Source organism: Variovorax sp. Root318D1 (assembly GCF_001424835.1).
Lineage (GTDB): Bacteria > Pseudomonadota > Gammaproteobacteria > Burkholderiales > Burkholderiaceae_C > Variovorax.
The window spans coordinates 209,678-228,694 of record NZ_LMCQ01000021.1 but is presented as its reverse complement, the minus strand read 5'-3'; the positions used below and the strand labels follow the sequence as shown (position 1 = coordinate 228,694).

Here is a 19,017-nt window from a genome sequence, read left to right as displayed (position 1 = left end):
TTCAGCGCGGCGAGCCGGCCTTGCCAGGTTTCCACGGCTCGCCGCGAAACTGCTCCGCCAAATGATCGAGCAGCAGCCGCACGCGGCGCGGCGTCTTGGGCCGCCAGGGGGCAATCCAGTGGATGTCGGCATCGGGCATGGCGTAGTGGGGCAGCACGCGCACCAGTTCGCCGGAAGCCAGTTGCGGCGCAATGTCCCACAGGCTGCGCAGCATGATGCCGTGGCCGGCCAGGCACCAGTCGCGCACCATTTCACCCGAATTGCTTGCCAGCGGTCCCTGCACGCGAACGCGGGCCGTGCTCCCGTCGCGCGCGTGGCGAAGCGTCCAGAGCGCGAATTGGCGCTGGTTGACCTCGCCGTTTTCGCGCGCCACCAGGCAGTCGTGCGCCCCCAGCGCGTCGGCTGTGGCGGGCGTGCCGCGCCGTTCTATATATGCAGGCGAAGCGGCCAGGACGCGCTGGTTGCGCGCAATGCGTCGCGTGACCCAGTCGGCCTCGCGGCGCTGCTGCACGGCCCAGAGCCACAGCGCGCCGTCGTAGCCTTCGGCGCCAAGATCGGGGAGCCGTTCGGTCAGGAGCAATTCGATCTGCAGCCCGGGATGGCGCGCCTGGAACGTGGCCAGGGCAGGGCCGAGCCAGCGCCGACCGAAGCCGAAGGTTGCCGCCAGCCGGATGGTGCCGACCAGTTCGTTCTGCCGCTCGCCCAGTTCGCTTTCGAGGGCTGCAAAGCCTTCGAGCAGCGCCTTGGCGTGCAGGCAGACGGCTTCGCCCTCGGCCGTCACGCTGAGCCGGCGCGTGGTGCGTTCGAACAACCGCTGGCCCAGCCTGGCCTCCAGCGCGCCAAGCCGCTTGGTGATGACGGAGGGCACGACACCGAGCGTGGCGGATGCGCCCGCAAGGCTTCCCTGGTCGCGTATGGTCAGCACCAGCTCCAGATCGCCGCGGTCCATGGACAGTGGATTCATGCCAGATCGGAAAGTATGAATTGGCTGATTGTTGCTTGATGGCCAAACGGGCGCAACGCACAATTGCCCGCGTGACAGCTTCATTCTTCGACTTTCCGCAATTCGACATCGAGCGCAACGGCGTGCGCGTGCACGGTCGCATCGGCGGGCGCGGCGCCCCTTTGCTGCTCTTGCATGGACATCCCCAGACGCACCTCATCTGGCATCGCATCGCGCCGGTACTGGCCGAGCATTTCACGGTGGTGGCGCTCGACCTTCGTGGCTATGGCGACTCGGGCCGACCCGCGGACGATGACGACCACGTCGCCTACAGCAAGCGAGAGATGGCGCTCGATGCGCTCGCCGCCATGCGCCACCACGGCTTCGAGCGCTTCGGCGTGCTGGCCCACGACCGCGGTGCGCGGGTTGCGCACCGGCTGGCCGCGGACCACCCGGCGGCCGTCGACCGCATGATGCTGCTGGACATTGCGCCCACGCTCTCGATGTACGAGAACACGACCGAGGCGTTTGCCCGCGCCTACTGGCACTGGTTCTTTTTGATCCAGCCGCTGCCGCTGCCGGAGGCGCTGATCGCCTCCGACCCCGCGCGTTACGTCCGCAGCGTGATGGGTGGACGCCACGCGGGCCTTGCGCCCTTCGCGCCCGAAGTGCTGGCCGAGTACGAGCGCTGCGCAGCCATTCCGGGCACGGCCGAATCTATCTGCGCCGACTACCGCGCCTCCGCCACCATCGACTTGGCGCACGACCGCGCCGAGATTGCCGCCGGCCAGCGGCTCGCGCAACCGCTTCGCGTGTTGTGGGGCGAGCACGGCGCGGTGGGCAAATGCTTCGACGTGCTGGCGCACTGGCGCGAGCGCTCGCTTCAGGTTTCGGGTCGCGCGTTGCCGTGCGGCCATTACGTTCCGGAAGAAGCCCCTGGCGACGTGCTCGCCGAGGCCCTCCAGTTTTTCACTCCGCTCCAGCAAGAAGGAACCCGATCATGACCACCCACAGAATCGCAGTCATCGCAGGCGACGGCATCGGCAAGGAAACCATGCCCGAAGGGCTGCGCGTGATGGATGCAGCCGCGCGCAAGTTCGGCATCGACCTGAAGTTCGATCACTTCGATTTTTCGAGCTGGGACTACTGCGAGAAGCACGGCAAGATGCTGCCCGACAACTGGAAGGACCAGATCGGCGGGCACGACGCGATTTATTTTGGCGCGGTCGGCTGGCCCGAGAAAATTGCCGACCACGTGTCGCTCTGGGGCTCGCTGCTCCTGTTCCGCCGCGAATTCGACCAGTACATCAACCTGCGCCCCGCCCGGCTGATGCCCGGCATCACGGCTCCCGTGGTGCGGCGCGACGGCTCGCCACGCCAGCCCGGCGAGATCGACATGTACATCGTGCGGGAGAACACCGAAGGCGAATACTCGAGCATCGGCGGGCGCATGTACGAAGGCACGCCGCGCGAGATCGTGGTGCAGGAGACGGTGATGTCGCGCGTGGGCGTCGACCGCGTGCTCAAGTTCGCTTTCGAGCTTGCGCAATCCCGCCCGAAGAAGCACCTAACCAGCGCCACCAAGTCGAACGGCATCTCGATCACCATGCCCTATTGGGACGAGCGCGTGGCCGAGATGGCAAAAAACTATCCGGGCGTGAAAATGGACAAGTTCCACATCGACATCCTCACCGCACACTTCGTGCAGCGGCCCGACTTCTTCGACGTGGTGGTGGCGAGCAACCTGTTCGGCGACATCCTGTCCGACCTGGGCCCGGCGTGCACCGGCACCATCGGCATTGCGCCCAGCGCCAATCTCAACCCGGAGCGCACCACCCCTTCGCTGTTTGAACCGGTCCACGGCTCGGCGCCGGACATCGCGGGCAAGGGCATCGCGAACCCCATCGGACAGATCTGGTGTGGCGCCATGATGCTCGAGTTTCTGGGCCACAAGAAGGCTCACGACGCGATCCTGTCCACCATCGAAAAGGTGCTCGCGCCCCAAAGCGGAGCGCCGCGCACGCCCGACATCGGCGGCACCGCGAGCACCAGTGACCTCGGCAAGGCCATTGCCGAAGCCCTTTGAAAATCGGCTTCATGAAACGCCCCTAAAATCGCGCGCTCCGCTGTTCTGCATGGCCTCGTGTCGTATTGACACCCTGCAGACCAGTGGTTGTAATCCTCGCTGGCAGCGCGCTGCCGAGGCGTCAGTCCTGCCAGGCTTTGCGCGTCGCGTCGTTTCGCGGCCAGCTCGCATCTGACGAAAGCCGACAAACTTTATTTCCGACAAGGGGCCCTTGTGAACAAGACCGAACTGATTGAGCACATCGCAAAAAACGCCGATATTTCCAAGGCAGCCGCTACCCGCGCGCTTGAATCCACCATCGGCGCCATTCGCACCACGCTCAAAAAAGGCGGTTCTGTGTCCCTCGTCGGTTTCGGCACTTTCGCAGTCGGTAAACGCGCTGCTCGCACCGGCCGCAATCCACGCACCGGCGACGCGATTAAAATCAAGGCCGCCAAGATTCCGAAGTTCCGTCCCGGCAAGGCGTTGAAAGACGCGCTGAACTAAGACGTAGACTCGGAGAGTATTCCCGGTGGGGTGCTTAGCTCAGCTGGTAGAGCGGCGCCCTTACAAGGCGTAGGTCGGGGGTTCGAGCCCCTCAGCACCCACCACCCACCCGATGCAAAGGCGAACACTGGTTCGCCTTTTTTATTGCCGCCCCGACATCCGTCGCAAAAGAGTGTCCAAGCATGTTTGATTTCTTCCGCAAGTACAACAAGATCGTCCTGATTTTCTTGTTCTTGCTGATCATTCCCTCGTTCGTCCTTTTTGGCGTGGAGCGCTACCAAGGCTCCGGCGACGAGAAGGTTGCGCGTGTCGACGGCAACAACATCACCCGACCCGAGTGGGATGCGCAGCATCGAATCGAGATCGACCGCATCCGGCAGCAGTCGCCGAATGTCGACCCTGCGCTGCTCGAGTCCGATGTGATTCGCTACGGCACGCTGGAGCGCATGGTGCGTGATCGCGTGCTGGCCGCGGCGGCGGCCAAGTCGAACGTGACGGTTTCCGAAGAGCGGCTGTCGCGAATCTTCGCGCAGGACTCAGGTCTTGCCGCGTTCCGCACGCCCGACGGCAAGTTCGACCGCGAGACCTTCCAGCGCGTGACGGGCCGCACCCCCGAGCAGTACGAGGCATCGATGCGCGCCGACCTGGCCACCCAGCAGGTGCTGCTGGGTATCTCGGGTACCGCGTTCACGCCACCCGCGCTGGCCGCGGCCACGATCAACGCCTTCTATGACCGCCGCGAGATTCAGATCGCCCGCTTCACGCCTGAAAGCTTCGCGCCGAAGGTGACGGTCAGCGATGCGGATGTGGAGGCCTACTACAAGGCCCACACGGCGCAGTTTCAGTCGCCCGAGCAGGCCAGCATCGAATACCTGCTGCTCGACCTCGAGGCGGCCAAGAAGAACATCTCGGTCAACGAGGCCGATCTCAAGACCTACTACGAACAGAACACGGCGCGCTTCGGCACCAAGGAAGAGCGCCGCGCGAGCCACATCCTGATCACCGCGCCCGCAAGCGCATCGGCGGCCGACCGCGCCAAGGCGAAGGCCAAGGCGGAGCAGCTGCTGGCTGAGGTGAAGAAGGCGCCTGCCACTTTCGCCGACGTTGCCCGCAAGAATTCGCAAGACCCGGGGTCGGCGGAGAAGGGCGGCGACCTCGATTTCGTGACGCGCGGTGCGATGGTCAAGCCATTCGAAGACGCGATGTTCGCGCTCAAGAAGGGCGATATCAGCGACGTGATCGAAACCGAGTTCGGCTATCACATCATCCGCCTTGCCGACATCAAGCCGGCCGTGGTGCCGCCGTTCGAACAGGTGCGCGCCACCATCGAGAACGAAGTCCGCGCGCAGCAGGCCACGCAGGAATTTGCCAAGGCCGCGGAGTCTTTCACCGATGCCGTCTACCAGCAGCCGGACAGTCTCAAGCCCGCAGCCGAAAAGCTGAAGCTCACGATCCAGACCGCGAGCAATGTTGCGCGCACGCCCGCACCGGGCGCGACCGGCGTGCTGGCAAACCGCAATTTCCTGAACGCCCTGTTCGCGGCCGACTCGCTGGAGCGCAAGCAGAACACCGAGGCAATCGAGGTCGGTTCCAACCAGCTCGCGTCGGGCCGCGTGACGCAATACACGCCTGCGCGTCCTTTGCCGCTCGCAGAAGTCAAGGACAAGATCCGTGCGCAACTGGTGACCGAGCGCGCCGCGGTCATGGCCAAGGCCGAGGGAGAAGCCAAGCTTGCCGCCTGGACCGCGAAGGCCGACGGTGCAACGTTCGGCGCGCCCATCACGGTATCGCGCCGAGAGTCGCAGAACCAGCCGATTTCGATCATCGACGCCGCGCTGCGCGCTGACGCGGCCAAGCTGCCCGCACTGGTGGGCGTGGACCTGGGCACCCAGGGCTATGCGGTGGTACGGGTCACCAAGATCGTTCCGCGCACGCCGTCGGCGCCAGAGCAGGCGCAGCAGGAGAACGCGCAGGTCGGCCAATCGGTCACTGCGGCGGAAGAGCTCGCTTACTACAACCTGCTCAAAGAACGTTTCAAGGCCGAGATCCTGGTGCCGAAGCCGGCGGATACGCTGCCCGTAGCGGGCCGGTGATGCACGCGGTGTCGCGTTCGGGCCGCTGACCCGGCGCGCCGTCGCTCGGGGGACAAGCGCGTCATGCGCTTGTTGCCAGAATCGCCTGCATGGGAATCCTCTATCTCGTGCGCCATGGCCAGGCCAGCTTCGGCGCCGCCGACTACGACAACCTGAGCGAGCTCGGGCACAAACAGTCTGTGCGCCTTGGCGAGTACTGGCGCGAACGCGGCATGCATTTCGATGCCGTGATCACCGGTACGCTGAAGCGCCATCACCAGACGTGGGAGGGCATTGCCCAGGGGCTTGGCCTCACGCGCGACGACGTGCTTCCGTGGCCTGGGCTCAACGAGTACGACAGCGAAGCGCTGATTGCCACCATTCACGAAGGCAAGCTCGAGAAGCCCGATACGCCCGAGATGTACCGGCACCACTTTCGCCTCTTGCGCGATGGCCTGGGCGCCTGGATGCAGGGCAAGACGCAGCCTGCCGGTATGCCGAGCTACGTCGATTTTCTGGCCGGCGTGACGACGGCGCTCGACCACGTGCGCGACCGCCACCATGGTGCCAAGGTGCTTGTGGTATCCAGCGGCGGCCCGATCAGCACGGCCGTCGGCCACGTGCTGGGCACAAGCCCTGAAACCACGATCGAGCTCAATCTCCGCATCCGCAATACGGCGGTGACCGAGTTTGCTTTTACGCCCAAGCGCCACATGCTGGTGACGTACAACACTCTGCCGCACCTGGATGGCCCCGCCTATGACGGGTGGGTGACCTACGCCTGATGAAGCCGGCGCGAAAAGGCAACCGATCTCAGGCCTGCCAGACGCCGTAGCCGTTCTTGCGCAGCGCAATGGCCAGCTCGACCTCCATCGAGCGCGCGTCTTCGTAGCTCAGGGGGTTGTAGCGTTCGTAGAGGGTGGGCAGCAGCCGGAGGCCGAACGCCTGCACGAAGCTGTTGGCCTGGATGCCCGCCTTGTGCTTGTCGAAGCGGATGTCCGGGTCGAGCCCGGTCATTCCCACGTACACAAAAGGCCTGCCAAGTTGGTATTCTGGGTTGGCGCGCCTGAAGCGGCCGTGATTCCAGACGCGGTCCTCGAGCTCGACCACGTAGACGTGATGCTTGGCTCCAGGCTTGCGCGGCACGGTCCGCACGCTTCCGGTACTAGCTCTTGCGCTTGACCAGGCTGTAGAGAACCAGTAGCACGATCGCACCAAGCACGGAGGCGATGAAGCCCGCACCCTGTCCCGCCGTGTACCAGCCCAGGGCTTGGCCGACATAGGTCACGATCAGCGATCCCGCAACGCCGATCAGCGTGGTCACGATGAAGCCCGCGGAATCATCGCCCGGCTTGACGGCGCGTGCCACGAGACCCACGATGAACCCGATCAGAATAGTCCAGACGATGCTCATGAAAAATCCTTTGGCGGTGATGGAAGCGCGTAGAAGTCCTGCGCCGTCGGTGCAGGTGGCATTCATGATAGCGGAGCAATACGCGCGCCAAGCCTCGCGGAGTCCGTGGAACATTCGGCCAGGGATTTTTGGCGCGGATGCCATGGCGCGCATGCTGTAGCGTCCTACAGGTCGCCGCGCCCCGCAGCGCTATACCGGCGCCATGCTCGAGAAATTGCCCGAAGTCATCGGCCACGCGCTGCACGGAATGCGCGCGGGCCTGGACAAAATCATTTTCAATACGCTGGGCATGCGCCAGGGTATGGCGTCGATCGCGCTCACTAGCGTTGCCTTCGCGGACCATGCACCTTTGCCGCCGCGCTACACGGCCGATGGCGAAGGCGTTTCGCCGCCGCTGCAATGGACCGATCTCCCGGCTGAAACCACCTCATTGGTGCTGGTGGTGGAGGATGCCGATTCGCCAACCCCGAACCCGCTGGTGCAAGCGATCGTGGTGGGGCTGCGGCCGAGCGAAGGCAAGCTCGACGAAGCGGCCATTCCAAGCCGCGACAACGACGGCGCGCCCGGCTTGCACGTCGGCCGCAACTCCGCACTGCAGGCGGCCTGGCTGCCGCCCGATCCGCCTCCCGGACACGGCGCGCACCGCTATGCCTTCCAGATCTTTGCGCTCGGCGGGGCGCCATTGTTTTCCGCCAGCCCAGGGCGTGATGAGATCTTCAATGCGCTGCGCGAGCATGCGCTTGCCAGCGGCCTGTTGATTGGTACGTGGGAGCGGCCGGATGGCTCGATCAAGATCGAGGAGGCCGCGCCAGCCGGCCCCTTGGCAACCGGTTGAGAAGATTTTTCAACTGCATGAACCTGCCGAGGTGGCGAAAACAGCCATTTTTGCCGCTACAATTGCGGGCTCTGCGGTGGCTGTAGCTCAGCTGGTAGAGTCCCAGATTGTGATTCTGGTCGTCGTGGGTTCGAGTCCCATCAGCCACCCCAAAATATCTTCCTGACTGCTATTTGCGCAATAGCGTCCATGGAAACCACTACGCCGGGCCCGCCCCGGCGTTGTCATTTCCGGCTCCCGCTTCGGCGGGCGCTTGGAGTCTTCCTTCCTCCATTTGTTCGATAAAACGCCCACGCCGTCGAGCTTTTCGTCGTGTGCTGCCGCAATCGGTGCGGCGCTGAGGGTTTTTTCTCACCGCGGCCTGCTTGTTTTAAATTGGAACTGAATTAAAATCCGCCCCGTTTCCAATTTTCAGGAGTCCAATATGGCTTCGACCCTTGCCGATATCAATTCTCAGATCAAGAAGTACGACGAGCAGATTGCGCAATTGCGCAAGCAGGCCGAAGACCTTCGCAACGAAGAGCGCGCTGGCGTCATTGAGGATGTGCGCAGAAAGATCGCCGAATATGGCCTGACGGCTTCTGACTTGAAGCTGAGCGCACGCGGCGCCCCGGTCAAGCGCAACGCCGGCGTTCCCGCAGCCAAGGCAGCGGCCAAATACCGCGGCCCGACCGGTGAAACCTGGTCCGGCGGCCGTGGCCGCAAGCCGCGCTGGGTCACCGAAGCATTGGCCGCCGGCAAGTCACTGACCGAATTCGAGATCAAGTAAACCTCTGGCGTAGCCACTGGACCATAAAAAAGCCCGCATGCGCGGGCTTTTTTATTGAGCGACGACGGGGCGCGCGGGGCGTGTTCAGTTGACCATCACGAGTTTTCCTTTGACGCCGCGCGAGCCCATGTGTGCGTAGGCTGCTTTCAATTGCGCCATGGGCATGGTGCTGTCGATCACGGGCTTGATCTTTCCCTGCCCGTACCAGTGGGCCAATTCGGTCATCATTTGCGCATTGGCCTTGGGCTCGCGCCTGGCGAAATCGCCCCAGAACACGCCGACCAGCGAGGCGCCTTTCAGCAGCGTCAGATTCAATGGCAGCGATGGAATCGGGCCTGACGCAAAGCCAACGACCAAATAGCGGCCGCGCCAGCCAATCGAACGAAATGCCGGCTCTGCAAAATCGCCACCTACGGGGTCGTAAATCACATCGGGACCCTTGCCATCGGTAGCGGCCTTGATGGCTTCGCGAAACCCGTTTGGAAGCGCGTGCGTCGTGTAGTTGATTGTTGCGTCGGCGCCAATGGAGCGGCAGAGCTCGCATTTCTCGTCGGTCGATGCCGCTGCTATTACTTTGGCGCCCGCTGCCTTTGCAATCTGGATGGCCGCGGTGCCCACGCCGCCGGCGGCTCCGAGCACGAGCACGGTTTCTCCGGCTTTCAATTGCGCGCGGTCCATCAATGCGTGCCATGACGTGGCATAAATCATGATGAATGCCGCTGCATCGACGTGGCTGAAGCCTTCCGGCAGCGGCATGCACAGCGCGGCGGGTGCCAATGTATGCGTTGCGAACCCGCCGGTGCCCGAAAGGCACGCGACGTTCTGTCCGGCCTTGAGATGCGTGACGCCTTCGCCCACAGCCTGAACGACGCCAGCGTATTCGGAGCCTGGCACGAAAGGCAGCGGCGGCTTCATCTGGTATTTGTTCTGGACGATCAGCAGATCGGGAAAATTGAGGCTGGCGGCTCTTATTTCGATCAGCACCTGGCCCGGACCTGGCGTTGGTGTGGGTAGTTCTTTCCAGGTCAGCGCGTCGACGCCGGTGGGGTTTTCGCAAAGCCATGCGTGCATGCTGGGTCTCCTTTGGATCGTTCGTGTGTGGGCAATGATTGCGAGGCGATGATAGGGGGCCGTGCAGGGCGCCCTTGTCCCTGCTGCGACCCACCCGGCGCCTACAATCCGGGCACTGAAAAGCACCATGAAGATACTCATTTCCAACGACGATGGCTTTCAGGCACCTGGCATCGTCGCATTGCACGACGCTCTGAAAGACATCGCAGATGTCGAGGTGGTTGCACCCGAGCACAACAACAGCGCCAAGTCGAATGCACTCACGCTGGCGGCGCCGCTCTACGTGCACAGGGCACACAACGGTTTTCGCTATGTGACAGGCACGCCGGCCGACTGCGTGCACATCGCGCTGAAGGGGCTGCTCGACTACCGGCCCGATCTGGTGGTGTCCGGCATCAACAATGGCGCCAACATGGGCGACGACACCATTTATTCCGGCACCGTGGGCGCGGCAATGGAGGCGTATCTGTTCGGCATTCCGGCCATCGCGTTCTCGCAGATCGAAAAAGGCTGGGCGCATGTCGATGCGGCCGCACAGGTGGCGCGGCGACTGGTGCAGCAGATCGAGCGCGAGCGCATGCTGGATGGCAGCGCCTTCCTGCTCAATGTGAATGTGCCGAACCGGCCATTCGATGAACTCAAGCCCATGAAGGTGTGCCGGCTGGGTCGCCGCCATGCGGCGGAGAAAGTCATTACGCAGGAAAGCCCGCGCGGCGAGACCATGTACTGGATTGCAGGCGCCGGCAGCGCCAAGGACAGCGGCGAAGGCACAGACTTTCACGCCACCGCGGACGGCCATATCGCATTGACGCCGTTGCAGATCGACCTGACGGACCATGCCAACCTGGGCCAATGGCGCGAGACGGTTGCCCGTCTCGGCAATTGACATGGCCACGCAACGGCCTGGATTCCCGGTTCGCCTGACACCCACCGCTTCAGCCGCCACGCGCGGGCGGCTCCCCGCCGTCCCGGCGAAGCCGATGGTGCCGACCACGCCCTCGATGGCCTCGGACGCCGTGCGCGCGCGCATGGTGCAGAAACTTGCCGCCCAGGGAATTACCGATCCGCGCGTGTTGCGCGCATTGGGCGCGGTGGAGCGGCATCGCTTCGTCGACAGTGCACTGGTCAACCAGGCCTACGAAGACACGAGCCTGCCCATCGGGCTTGGCCAGACCATCTCCAAGCCCAGCGTGGTGGCGCGGATGATCGAACTGCTGCTGGGCGCGCCCGCGCTGGCCGGCAAGCCGCAGGAGCGGTTGGGACGTGTGCTGGAAATCGGCACCGGTTGCGGTTACCAGGCGGCGGTGCTGAACCACGTGGCCACGGAGGTCTACAGCATCGAGCGCCTGCGCGGGCTGCACGAGCGCGCGCGCACCAACCTGCGGCACTTCCGATTGGCAACGGTGCACCTGATGCTGGGCGACGGGATGGTGGGCTATGCCAAGGGCGCTCCCTACGCCGGGATCATTGCCGCAGCGGGTGGCGAAGCAGTCCCCGAGGCCTGGACCGAACAACTCGCCGTGGGCGGACGCATCGTCGCGCCCACGCAATCGGCAGGGGGCGGACAGGCCCTTGTCGTCATCGATAAAACCGCCCGCGGACTCGAGCGCCGCATTCTTGAGGCGGTTCACTTTGTCCCCCTAAAATCGGGTATCGCTTGAAGGAACAACAAATGCAGGGTTTTGGCAATCGGAGTTGGTGCGCTGGTATCACGTTGGCCGTTGTGCTCGTGATCGCAGGCTGCGCCGCGCCGCGAGGGCCGGCTCCGGTCGAAGACCGCGGCACCATGACGCGTGCGCCCGGTGCAGCACCCGGTGGCCCGCTCATCACCACCGATGCCTCGGGCAAGCCGCTTCCGGGCATCGAAAATTATGGCAAGCCGGGCTATTACACCGTGCGGCCCGGCGACACGATCCGCCGCATCGGAAACGAAACCGGTCAAAGCTGGCAGAACATCGTTCGCTGGAACAATCTCGAAAATCCCGACCTGATCGAGGTCGGCCAGGTGCTGCGCGTGATTCCGCCGGTGGGACCGGCGAGCGGAGCGACCTCGCTCGCCACAGCGCCTGCGCCTGCAGAAGCGGGCGTGGTGACCAAGCCCGTGGCGCCTCCGTCGGCCGTGGTGCCCACGTCGCCCGCAAGCGCAGCAGTTGGCAGGCCTCCCGTCACAGCGTCGCCGTCGGCACCTGCCGCTAATTCGGGCGACGAAGACCTCGGCTGGATCTGGCCGGCGCATGGCACGCTGATCGCGGGTTTCGACGACGCCAAGAACAAGGGTTTCGACATCGGCGGCAAGGCCGGCGACGCGGTGCTGGCCGCGGCCGACGGCCGTGTGGTCTATGCGGGTGCTGGGCTGCGCGGCTATGGCAACCTGATCATCCTGAAGCACAACAACACCTATCTCACGGCGTATGCGCACAACCAGACGCTGCTCGTGAAGGAAGACCAGTCGGTTCAAAAAGGCCAGAAGATCGCCGAAATGGGCAGCAGCGACGCGGACCGCGTGAAGCTGCATTTCGAAATCCGCCGCCAGGGCAAGCCCGTCGATCCGGCGCGCTACCTGCCGAGCCGGTGATGCCATGGCCGCCTCTCGCCTCCGTCGCACGCTTGCTGTGCGTCGGCCGGCGGGCCGGGGCGGGGCTGTAGAGAGCAGCCAGGCAAACGCTGCGCCGGAAGGGCGCTCTTTTCCCGGGGACTTCGATGCGGCGGCAACCGAGCCGTCCATTGGCGGCGAGGGCGCGGACGCCCTGACGATCTATCTACGCCAGGTGCGGCGAACCGAGCTCTTCACGCCGGAAGAGGAATACCAGGCTGCATGCGCCGCGCGCGCGGGCAGCTTCGAAGCACGGCAATCGATGATCGAACACAACCTGAGGCTGGTTGTGAGCATCGCCAAGGCTTATCTGGGCCGCGGCGTTCCGCTTTCCGATCTCATCGAGGAAGGCAATCTCGGCCTGATGCATGCCATCACCAAGTTCGAGCCCGAGCGCGGCTTTCGCTTTTCCACCTACGCCACCTGGTGGATCCGCCAGTCGGTGGAGCGTGCGGTGATGACCCAGGCCCGTGCCATCCGCCTGCCGGTGCATGTGGTGCGTGAACTGCAGCAAGTGCTGCGGGCGCGCCGAACGCTGGAAGGCAACGCGGAATTCTTGGTGCATCGGCCCGACGGTGTGCGGGTGGAAGACATCGCTGCACTCCTTGGCCGCGACGTGCAGGCGGTCGCGGAACTGCTGGCGCTGTCGGAGGCACCGCGTTCGCTCGATGTCGGCGACGCGCGCGGCGACGAGGGCTTCACGCTCGCCGACACCGTGGCTTCCGACGATGAGCAGGGCGATCCGACCGACGTCACGCAGACCCACGAAGTCGCGCGCCTGCTCGATCAATGGGTCCATGCCCTCGATGCGCGCGAGCGCGAAGTGCTGGAAGGCCGCTACGGCCTGCGCGACCGCGAGCCCGAAACGCTCGAGGTGCTGAGCGTCCGTCTCGGACTGACGCGCGAGCGCGTGCGACAGATCCAGAACGAGGCGCTGGCCAAGATGCGGCGCCAGCTGGTTCGCTCCGGCGTGGCGCGCGACGCATTGTTCTAGCGGCGCCGCCCCGCCGCGGAAGCCGGGGGCTGGCGCTGAGACAATCGGGGGATGACGGAATCCACTGAAGAAAAGAAAGTCCCCGCGAAAACCCCGGCAACCGCGGCGGGCGAATGGCTCAAGATCGAGTCGCTCGACCTCGATGCGCAAGGCGTGGCGCACAACGCCGAAGGCATGGTCGTGTTCATCGAAGGCGCCCTGCCTTTCGAAGAGGTGCAGTTCAACGCTCACCGCCGCAAGAACAACTGGGAGCAGGGCACGGTCACGGCCATCCGACGCGAATCGTCGCAGCGGGTGCGCCCCGGCTGCCCGCATTTCGGCTTGCACACCGGCGCCTGCGGCGGCTGCAAGATGCAGCACCTGGATGCGGCGGCGCAGGTGGCGGTGAAGCAGCGGGCCCTCGAAGACAACCTGTGGCATCTCGGCAAGGTGCAGCCCGAGAACGTGCTGCGGCCGCTGGAGGGGCCCGCGTGGCACTACCGCTACCGCGCGCGGCTCTCGGTGCGCCACGTGGTGAAGAAAGGCACGGTGCTGATCGGCTTTCACGAACGCAAGAGCCGCTATCTCGCCGACATGCAGGTCTGCCCGGTGCTGCCCAAGCAGGTCAGCGACATGCTGATGCCGCTGCGTGCGCTGATCGGTTCCATGGATGCGCGCGAAACCTGCCCGCAGATCGAACTCGCGTGCGGCGATGCGCCTGGTACGACCGCGCTCGGCACCATTGCGCTGGTGCTCCGGCATCTGCAGCCGCTCTCCAATGCGGACATCGGCCGCCTGAAGGCTTTTGCGGCGCAGAACGCGGGCGTCCAGTGGTGGTTGCAGGCCAAGGGCCCCGAAACCGTGAAGCTGCTGGAAGAGGGCGGCGCGCCGCTCTCGTACGAACTGCCGGAATTCGGCGTGACCATGCCCTTCAAGCCGACCGACTTCACGCAGGTCAATCCGCACATCAACCGTGCGCTGGTGGGCAAGGCGTTGCGCCTGCTCGACGTGCAGCCCGACGAGCGCGTGATCGACTGGTTCTGCGGGCTCGGCAACTTCACCTTGCCGCTGGCCAGCAGGGCGCGCGAGGTGCTGGGTATCGAGGGTAGCGACACCCTGGTGGCGCGCGCGGGCGAAAACTTCAAGAAGAACCAGCCCGCCACCTCCGCGAGGCGGGCACTGTCGCCGACGCGCTTCGTCGCTCGCAACCTCTTCGAAATGACCCCGGCCATGCTGGTGGCCGACGGCAGCGCCGACAAATGGCTGGTCGACCCGCCGCGCGAGGGTGCTTTCGCGCTCGCCAAGGCCATGGCCGACCTGCACCTGCAGCCCGAGCTGCTGCGAACCGATGGCTGGACGCCGCCTAAGCGCATCGTGTACGTGAGCTGCAATCCGTCCACCCTGGCACGCGATGCCGGACTGCTGGTTCACCAGGCCGGCTACCGCTGCACCTTTGCCGGGGTGATCAACATGTTCCCGCACACGGCGCACGTCGAGTCGATGGCGGTGTTCGACCTGGCATGAAAAAAGGGCCCGCGGGCCCTTTTCTCATTGGCGCACGCGGCGCCTTGCTTGGTCGCGTTCAGTCGCGTTCGCCGCCGGCAATGCCCAGCAGGGCCAGCAGGCTCTGGAACACGTTGAACAGGTCCAGGTAGAGCGCGAGAGTGGCGCTGATGTAGTTGGTTTCGCCGCCGTCCATGATCTGCTTCAGGTCATAGAGCATGAAGGCCGAGAAGATGCCGATGGCCGCCACCGAAATGGCCATCATGCCGGCGCTCGAGCCAACGAAGACGTTGATGATGGCGCCCACCATCAGCACCATGGCGCCCACGAAGAGCCACTTGCCCATGCCGGACAGGTCGCGCTTGATGACGGTGGCCAGCGAGGCCATCACGAAGAACACACCGGCGGTGCCGCCGAATGCCGTCATGACGAGTTCCGGGCCGTTCTTGAAGCCCAGCACCATCGCGATCAGGCGCGACAGCATGAGGCCCATGAAGAAGGTGAAGGCCAGCAGCACCGGCACGCCGGCGGCGGAGTTCTTGGTCTTCTCGATGGCGAACATGAAGCCGAAGGCGCCGCCGAGGAAAACGATGAGACCCAGACCGCCCGAGAGCGAGCGGGTGATGCCGGTGCTGACGCCGATCCATGCGCCCAGCACGGTGGGTAGCAGGCTCAGTGCCAGCAGCCAGTAAGTGTTGCGCAGCACGCGCTGGCGTTCAGCCTGCGGCAGCACCTGGCCGTAGCCGGTGGAAGTGTCGAGGGTGGTAACGCGGTCGTTCATGGCCGTAGCTCCTTTGATTGCTGCAGTGATGCAGTTGGGCGCATTCTAGGGGTCTGCAAGAGGGGGCAGCGAAAAGACCGTATGGGCGATGGTCCTAAGCCCCGCCGGGGTTTCGGGCGCGTTGCCCGTTATGCTGTCGGGTTTTACGAACCTGCTCCCAACATGAAGACCAAGTCCTTCCTCGAACTCGCCGACGTCAAGGCCATTGCCGCCGCAGCCGAAGCCGAAGCCCTCAAGAACAACTGGGCCGTGACCATTGCCATTTCCGACGATGCCGGCAACCTGCTCTGGCTCCAGCGCCTGGACGGCGCCGCGGCGCTCTCGTCGCACATTGCCCCTGCCAAGGCGCACACGGCCGCCATGGGGCGCCGCGAGAGCAAGGTCTACGAAGACATCATCAACGGCGGCCGCACGGCATTTCTCACGGCGCCCGCGGTGCAGGGCCTGCTCGAGGGCGGCGTCCCCATCGTCAAGGACGGCCAAGTGATCGGCGCCGTCGGCGTGAGCGGCGTCAAGTCGAACGAAGACGCCCAGATTGCCAAGGCCGGCATCGCAGCGCTCGGCCTCTGAGAACCTGAAGCCACAACGCAAGACGCCGACCAAGGGTCGGCGTTTTTGTTTGAGTGCTCAGCGTGGAAAAAAAGCTTGGCTAGTCGGCGAACCGTTGGCTAGCAAAAAACGACCCTCGGAGATGAAATCTCCTCAAGTCGCCCCACGATGAAACTTGCGCGAGGGGCGGCTGATTTTTACTTGGTAAGAATCAGCTTGCCGAGTTTGGTGGCCTGGAGCCGATAGAGGGAACCGTTGTGCATGATGCCCACAGTCTTGCTTCCCTTGAGAAGCTCCGTGCTTTCGACCAGGGGCGCCGGACGGGCGGCCTGGATGGATGCTCCGCCCCCCGATTGGTCGAGCGAGGGATGGCTCAGAACGGAAAAGGCGTTGGGCTTGGCTTGCATTTGAGATTCCCTTATCGAAGCGATGAGTGAATGATAATGATTCGCAATAAAAAAGTCAATCGCGGCGATCGATTTTTTTGCGTATGCCCGTATTTATTTCGTGTCCGGCTCTGTAATGAAGCCGATCTTGCGCACGCCGGCTTCTCTCGCCTGCGACATGGCCTTGGCCACGCGCTCGTAGCGCACGTCCTTGTCGCCGCGGATGTGCAGCTCGGGTTGCGGGTCCTTGGCGGCCTCGGCCGCCAAGCGGGCCTGCAGCTCGCCGTCTTCGATCTTCTGTTCGTTCCAGTAGTAGCCACCGTCCGCCGTGATGCTGAACAGGATGTTCTGCGGCTTGGGCTGCTCGGGCTCGCTGGTCGCGCGGGGCAGATCGATGTTGACTGCGTGTTTCATCACCGGCACGGTGATGATGAAGATGATCAGGAGCACCAGCATGACGTCGACCAGCGGCGTCATGTTGATCTCGTTCATCACCTCATCGGGTTCGTCCTGGGTACCGAAAGCCATGATTCTCAGCCCTTCTTGAGCGGAACCACGATGGCGTCGCCGCTGCCGCTTTGCACCCGTGCACCGGTGACGAAGTAGGCGTGCAGGTCATGCGCGAAGCTGTTGAGCTTAGTCAGCACGAACTTGTTGCCACGAACCAGCGCGTTGTAGCCCAGCACCGCGGGAATGGCCACCGCGAGGCCCAGCGCAGTCATGATCAGTGCTTCGCCGATGGGGCCCGCCACCTTGTCGATGGTGGCCTGGCCGGCCGTGCTGATGCTCATGAGCGCGTGATAGATGCCCCAGACGGTGCCAAACAGGCCGATGAAAGGAGCCGTCGAACCGACCGATGCCAGGATGGCGAGGCCGGTTTGCAGGCGCGCCGTGAAAGCGTCGATGCCGTTGCGCAGCGCGCGCGTGATCCAGTCGCTCACGTCCAGCGCGTCGTGCAGATGGGCCTTGGTGTTGCGATGGTGCGCAGCCGCTTCCCGGCCTTCGAGCGCAAGCGCGCGGAACGGGTTGCTGTCGTCCTTGCCGAGCTTGTTCAGTGCGGTTGCGAAGTCTTCGCTGTGCCAGAAATCCTGCGAGTGCTTGGCAAGGCGCTTGTATTTCACGACGTCGAGGGCCTTGATGATGATCACGATCCACGACACAAGCGACATGCCGATCAACAGCACCGCGACGGCCTTGGTGACGAAATCGCCCTGATTCCAGACGTTCATCAAGCCGAATTGGGAATCCATACGAAGTTGCTCCAGAGAAAGATTAGTTCAATTTGAATGAGAAGGGCGCCCGCAGCAGGTAGGTCGTCTGTGCGTTGCCTCCTGTTTGCCGGAAGGGCGTGACCTGGGCGGTCCTGGCGGCGCTCAGCGCGGATTCGTCCAGGCGTTCGAACCCGCTGGACTTGTAGAGTTCGACCCGCTTGGCGAAGCCTTCGCTGTCGAAGTAGATCGAGACAACGGTGGTGCCGGATTCCCCCAGCCGCTTGCTCATGCTGGGAAACACGAGCCTCGGTTCCCTGACATAGCGCGTCTGGCCTTCCGTGATCTCGATCGTCCGCGGTGCGGGCGGCGCGGGCGGTGCTGGCGGCGGCGCCGGGGGAGCGGGCGGTGCCGGGGCTTCTGCCACGGGTGCGGGTGCCGGGGGAGGGGGTTCAGGCACGCCCACGGGCGCGGCGGGCGCGGGTGTTGGCTTGGGCTCGCGAACGGCCACCGGCCGCGGCGGGGGCTTGACGGCCTCGGGCTTGCGCTGCGGAGGCGGTGGGGGAGGAGGCGGCGGCTCGGCCGGCTTGGGAGGCTCGACGAACTGGCTGAGTATTTCGACGGGGATCACCACTTCGGCGGCGCGGCGCAGCAGGCCGCTTTGCAGCGCCCACAGCGCAGCCGCGTGAAACAGGATCACGCCCCCGGCAATGAGTGCATTGCGCGAGAGGCCCAGAAAGGAGGGGGGAGGGGCAAAGCGGTCAGACACGATCAACCATTCGAATGCGGGCACGCCGAAACGTGCCCCGATTGCAGCAAAACCGCTACGACTACTGTTTACTTACGAAAGATCCACCAGACCGAACCTGCAACGAATATCAGGCTGCCGCCGAGCGCCGAGAAGAGTTCCATGCCTTGCTTTCCGAAATGGAGGTGGCAAGCTGGATCGCGCTCGTTCCGGATTCGCGATTCAACGCGGCGACCGGATGCGAGGCGCTGCACTGCGCGACGATATCGCGCGCACAACCTTCACACTGGCCACATTGGGTGGCCACGCCAAGCTCGAACTGGACTTCGTCGAAAGTCATGCCGGCCCGCACGTGACGTGCGATTTCACGGTCGGAGACTCGGCGGCAGACGCAAACGATCATGGCGGTGAAAGCGGCAGTTGGCTGGCTGGTTAGTTCGAGGTCCAATTATAAATACGAATCTCTCGCATTTTCAATAACTATCCAAAGCAGAGGTCTTTTGTGTCGGTGTGGGAGAAAGTAGTATTTTCGCAACAAGCGAATCTAACTGCGAATGATTAAGACTACGTTCCAACTACACTCCAGCCAAATTTCGGCAA

The 19,017-nt window shown here is 64.1% G+C and carries 23 protein-coding genes and 2 tRNA genes; 15 read left to right on the top strand and 10 right to left on the bottom strand.

Features of this window, described 5'->3' with window-relative positions:
* Window position 1: 1 nt before the first annotated feature.
* Window positions 2-964 (bottom strand): LysR substrate-binding domain-containing protein, encoded by a 963-nt coding sequence (locus tag ASC78_RS19585; RefSeq protein WP_082517599.1) that lies wholly within the window; start codon window positions 962-964, stop codon window positions 2-4.
* A 71-nt stretch (window positions 965-1,035) separates the two neighbouring features.
* Here ASC78_RS19585 and ASC78_RS19580 point away from each other — a divergent pair, with 71 nt between their 5' ends.
* The 6 genes from ASC78_RS19580 to ASC78_RS19555 all read left to right on the top strand — a co-directional run bounded on the left by ASC78_RS19580 (window position 1,036) and on the right by ASC78_RS19555 (window position 6,372).
* Complete coding sequence (locus ASC78_RS19580) at window positions 1,036-1,947, top strand: alpha/beta fold hydrolase (protein ID WP_055805091.1); 912 nt, start codon at window positions 1,036-1,038, stop codon at window positions 1,945-1,947.
* Window positions 1,944-3,029: a tartrate dehydrogenase gene (locus tag ASC78_RS19575; RefSeq protein WP_055804895.1), complete on the top strand. Its 1,086-nt coding sequence runs from the start codon at window positions 1,944-1,946 to the stop codon at window positions 3,027-3,029. The genes ASC78_RS19580 and ASC78_RS19575 overlap by 4 nt, the downstream gene beginning before the upstream one ends.
* A 213-nt stretch (window positions 3,030-3,242) precedes the next feature.
* On the top strand, window positions 3,243-3,515 hold the full coding sequence (locus ASC78_RS19570) for an HU family DNA-binding protein (protein WP_007830705.1): 273 nt from the start codon (window positions 3,243-3,245) through the stop codon (window positions 3,513-3,515).
* Window positions 3,516-3,543: 28 nt separating this feature from the next.
* Window positions 3,544-3,619, top strand: a tRNA-Val gene (locus tag ASC78_RS19565).
* A 78-nt stretch (window positions 3,620-3,697) separates the two neighbouring features.
* Window positions 3,698-5,608: a SurA N-terminal domain-containing protein gene (locus ASC78_RS19560; protein ID WP_055804892.1), complete on the top strand. Its 1,911-nt coding sequence runs from the start codon at window positions 3,698-3,700 to the stop codon at window positions 5,606-5,608.
* A gap of 89 nt (window positions 5,609-5,697) precedes the next feature.
* A complete protein-coding gene (locus ASC78_RS19555) occupies window positions 5,698-6,372 on the top strand; it encodes a histidine phosphatase family protein (RefSeq protein WP_055804889.1) in 675 nt (224 codons plus the stop codon).
* Between the two features lie 28 nt (window positions 6,373-6,400).
* Here ASC78_RS19555 and ASC78_RS19550 read toward each other — a convergent pair whose 3' ends face one another.
* Window positions 6,401-6,733, bottom strand: coding sequence for a hypothetical protein (locus tag ASC78_RS19550; protein ID WP_055805088.1), 333 nt, complete (start codon window positions 6,731-6,733; stop codon window positions 6,401-6,403).
* Window positions 6,734-6,752: 19 nt separating this feature from the next.
* A complete protein-coding gene (locus ASC78_RS19545) occupies window positions 6,753-7,001 on the bottom strand; it encodes a GlsB/YeaQ/YmgE family stress response membrane protein (protein WP_055805085.1) in 249 nt (82 codons plus the stop codon).
* 202 nt (window positions 7,002-7,203) lie between these two features.
* On the opposite strand from ASC78_RS19545, the gene ASC78_RS19540 reads away from it, so the two are divergent.
* The 3 genes from ASC78_RS19540 to ASC78_RS19530 all read left to right on the top strand — a co-directional run bounded on the left by ASC78_RS19540 (window position 7,204) and on the right by ASC78_RS19530 (window position 8,605).
* Window positions 7,204-7,836 (top strand): YbhB/YbcL family Raf kinase inhibitor-like protein, encoded by a 633-nt coding sequence (locus ASC78_RS19540; RefSeq protein ID WP_055804886.1) that lies wholly within the window; start codon window positions 7,204-7,206, stop codon window positions 7,834-7,836.
* A 76-nt stretch (window positions 7,837-7,912) separates the two neighbouring features.
* Window positions 7,913-7,988 (top strand) — tRNA-His (locus ASC78_RS19535).
* A 272-nt stretch (window positions 7,989-8,260) separates the two neighbouring features.
* Complete coding sequence (locus ASC78_RS19530) at window positions 8,261-8,605, top strand: H-NS histone family protein (RefSeq protein ID WP_055804883.1); 345 nt, start codon at window positions 8,261-8,263, stop codon at window positions 8,603-8,605.
* Window positions 8,606-8,689: 84 nt separating this feature from the next.
* Here ASC78_RS19530 and ASC78_RS19525 read toward each other — a convergent pair whose 3' ends face one another.
* The gene (locus ASC78_RS19525) at window positions 8,690-9,676 is read right to left on the bottom strand and encodes an NADPH:quinone oxidoreductase family protein (protein ID WP_055804880.1); all 987 of its coding nucleotides are present in this window, start codon (window positions 9,674-9,676) and stop codon (window positions 8,690-8,692) included.
* Window positions 9,677-9,803: 127 nt separating this feature from the next.
* Here ASC78_RS19525 and surE point away from each other — a divergent pair, with 127 nt between their 5' ends.
* From surE to rlmD, 5 genes are read left to right on the top strand one after another with little or no spacing between them, the layout of a single operon-like run.
* Window positions 9,804-10,562 carry a 5'/3'-nucleotidase SurE gene (gene surE / locus ASC78_RS19520; RefSeq protein ID WP_055804878.1) on the top strand — a complete coding sequence of 253 codons (759 nt, stop codon included), beginning with the start codon at window positions 9,804-9,806 and terminating at the stop codon, window positions 10,560-10,562.
* Window position 10,563: 1 nt separating this feature from the next.
* Complete coding sequence (locus tag ASC78_RS19515; protein WP_055804875.1) at window positions 10,564-11,337, top strand: protein-L-isoaspartate(D-aspartate) O-methyltransferase; 774 nt, start codon at window positions 10,564-10,566, stop codon at window positions 11,335-11,337.
* Window positions 11,338-11,348: 11 nt separating this feature from the next.
* Window positions 11,349-12,251 (top strand): peptidoglycan DD-metalloendopeptidase family protein, encoded by a 903-nt coding sequence (locus ASC78_RS19510; protein WP_055804872.1) that lies wholly within the window; start codon window positions 11,349-11,351, stop codon window positions 12,249-12,251.
* 4 nt (window positions 12,252-12,255) lie between these two features.
* The gene (locus ASC78_RS19505; RefSeq protein WP_055804870.1) at window positions 12,256-13,263 is read left to right on the top strand and encodes a sigma-70 family RNA polymerase sigma factor; all 1,008 of its coding nucleotides are present in this window, start codon (window positions 12,256-12,258) and stop codon (window positions 13,261-13,263) included.
* A 51-nt stretch (window positions 13,264-13,314) separates the two neighbouring features.
* The gene (gene rlmD / locus ASC78_RS19500; protein ID WP_055804867.1) at window positions 13,315-14,766 is read left to right on the top strand and encodes a 23S rRNA (uracil(1939)-C(5))-methyltransferase RlmD; all 1,452 of its coding nucleotides are present in this window, start codon (window positions 13,315-13,317) and stop codon (window positions 14,764-14,766) included.
* A 58-nt stretch (window positions 14,767-14,824) separates the two neighbouring features.
* Here rlmD and ASC78_RS19495 read toward each other — a convergent pair whose 3' ends face one another.
* A complete protein-coding gene (locus ASC78_RS19495; protein WP_055804866.1) occupies window positions 14,825-15,526 on the bottom strand; it encodes a Bax inhibitor-1/YccA family protein in 702 nt (233 codons plus the stop codon).
* A 162-nt stretch (window positions 15,527-15,688) separates the two neighbouring features.
* On the opposite strand from ASC78_RS19495, the gene ASC78_RS19490 reads away from it, so the two are divergent.
* Window positions 15,689-16,096, top strand: coding sequence for a GlcG/HbpS family heme-binding protein (locus ASC78_RS19490; protein ID WP_028258861.1), 408 nt, complete (start codon window positions 15,689-15,691; stop codon window positions 16,094-16,096).
* A gap of 176 nt (window positions 16,097-16,272) precedes the next feature.
* Here ASC78_RS19490 and hemP read toward each other — a convergent pair whose 3' ends face one another.
* From hemP to ASC78_RS27195, 5 genes are all read right to left on the bottom strand, one after another.
* Window positions 16,273-16,482 (bottom strand): hemin uptake protein HemP, encoded by a 210-nt coding sequence (gene hemP / locus ASC78_RS19485; RefSeq protein WP_055804863.1) that lies wholly within the window; start codon window positions 16,480-16,482, stop codon window positions 16,273-16,275.
* Window positions 16,483-16,575: 93 nt separating this feature from the next.
* Window positions 16,576-16,989, bottom strand: a complete 414-nt coding sequence (locus tag ASC78_RS19480) for an ExbD/TolR family protein (protein ID WP_055804860.1) — start codon at window positions 16,987-16,989, stop codon at window positions 16,576-16,578.
* Between the two features lie 5 nt (window positions 16,990-16,994).
* Window positions 16,995-17,711, bottom strand: coding sequence for a MotA/TolQ/ExbB proton channel family protein (locus ASC78_RS19475; RefSeq protein ID WP_055804857.1), 717 nt, complete (start codon window positions 17,709-17,711; stop codon window positions 16,995-16,997).
* A gap of 22 nt (window positions 17,712-17,733) precedes the next feature.
* Window positions 17,734-18,441, bottom strand: coding sequence for an energy transducer TonB (locus ASC78_RS19470; protein WP_443082738.1), 708 nt, complete (start codon window positions 18,439-18,441; stop codon window positions 17,734-17,736).
* 106 nt (window positions 18,442-18,547) lie between these two features.
* Window positions 18,548-18,820, bottom strand: coding sequence for a (2Fe-2S)-binding protein (locus ASC78_RS27195; protein WP_082517598.1), 273 nt, complete (start codon window positions 18,818-18,820; stop codon window positions 18,548-18,550).
* Between the last annotated feature and the right edge of the window lie 197 nt (window positions 18,821-19,017).

Excerpts from the sequence above, each read along its gene's own strand:
- ASC78_RS19475 (WP_055804857.1), bottom strand. The coding sequence starts at position 17,711 with ATGGATTCCCAATTCGGCTTGATGAACGTCTGGAATCAGGGCGATTTC.
- ASC78_RS19530 (WP_055804883.1), top strand. The coding sequence starts at position 8,261 with ATGGCTTCGACCCTTGCCGATATCAATTCTCAGATCAAGAAGTACGAC.
- ASC78_RS19515 (WP_055804875.1), top strand. The coding sequence starts at position 10,564 with ATGGCCACGCAACGGCCTGGATTCCCGGTTCGCCTGACACCCACCGCT.
- ASC78_RS19585 (WP_082517599.1), bottom strand. The coding sequence starts at position 964 with ATGAATCCACTGTCCATGGACCGCGGCGATCTGGAGCTGGTGCTGACC.
- ASC78_RS19545 (WP_055805085.1), bottom strand. The coding sequence starts at position 7,001 with ATGAGCATCGTCTGGACTATTCTGATCGGGTTCATCGTGGGTCTCGTG.
- ASC78_RS19510 (WP_055804872.1), top strand. The coding sequence starts at position 11,349 with ATGCAGGGTTTTGGCAATCGGAGTTGGTGCGCTGGTATCACGTTGGCC.
- ASC78_RS19490 (WP_028258861.1), top strand. The coding sequence starts at position 15,689 with ATGAAGACCAAGTCCTTCCTCGAACTCGCCGACGTCAAGGCCATTGCC.
- hemP (WP_055804863.1), bottom strand. The coding sequence starts at position 16,482 with ATGCAAGCCAAGCCCAACGCCTTTTCCGTTCTGAGCCATCCCTCGCTC.
- ASC78_RS27195 (WP_082517598.1), bottom strand. The coding sequence starts at position 18,820 with ATGATCGTTTGCGTCTGCCGCCGAGTCTCCGACCGTGAAATCGCACGT.
- surE (WP_055804878.1), top strand. The coding sequence starts at position 9,804 with ATGAAGATACTCATTTCCAACGACGATGGCTTTCAGGCACCTGGCATC.
- ASC78_RS19505 (WP_055804870.1), top strand. The coding sequence starts at position 12,256 with ATGGCCGCCTCTCGCCTCCGTCGCACGCTTGCTGTGCGTCGGCCGGCG.
- ASC78_RS19575 (WP_055804895.1), top strand. The coding sequence starts at position 1,944 with ATGACCACCCACAGAATCGCAGTCATCGCAGGCGACGGCATCGGCAAG.
- ASC78_RS19560 (WP_055804892.1), top strand. The coding sequence starts at position 3,698 with ATGTTTGATTTCTTCCGCAAGTACAACAAGATCGTCCTGATTTTCTTG.
- rlmD (WP_055804867.1), top strand. The coding sequence starts at position 13,315 with ATGACGGAATCCACTGAAGAAAAGAAAGTCCCCGCGAAAACCCCGGCA.
- ASC78_RS19480 (WP_055804860.1), bottom strand. The coding sequence starts at position 16,989 with ATGGCTTTCGGTACCCAGGACGAACCCGATGAGGTGATGAACGAGATC.
- ASC78_RS19555 (WP_055804889.1), top strand. The coding sequence starts at position 5,698 with ATGGGAATCCTCTATCTCGTGCGCCATGGCCAGGCCAGCTTCGGCGCC.
- ASC78_RS19540 (WP_055804886.1), top strand. The coding sequence starts at position 7,204 with ATGCTCGAGAAATTGCCCGAAGTCATCGGCCACGCGCTGCACGGAATG.
- ASC78_RS19525 (WP_055804880.1), bottom strand. The coding sequence starts at position 9,676 with ATGCACGCATGGCTTTGCGAAAACCCCACCGGCGTCGACGCGCTGACC.
- ASC78_RS19495 (WP_055804866.1), bottom strand. The coding sequence starts at position 15,526 with ATGAACGACCGCGTTACCACCCTCGACACTTCCACCGGCTACGGCCAG.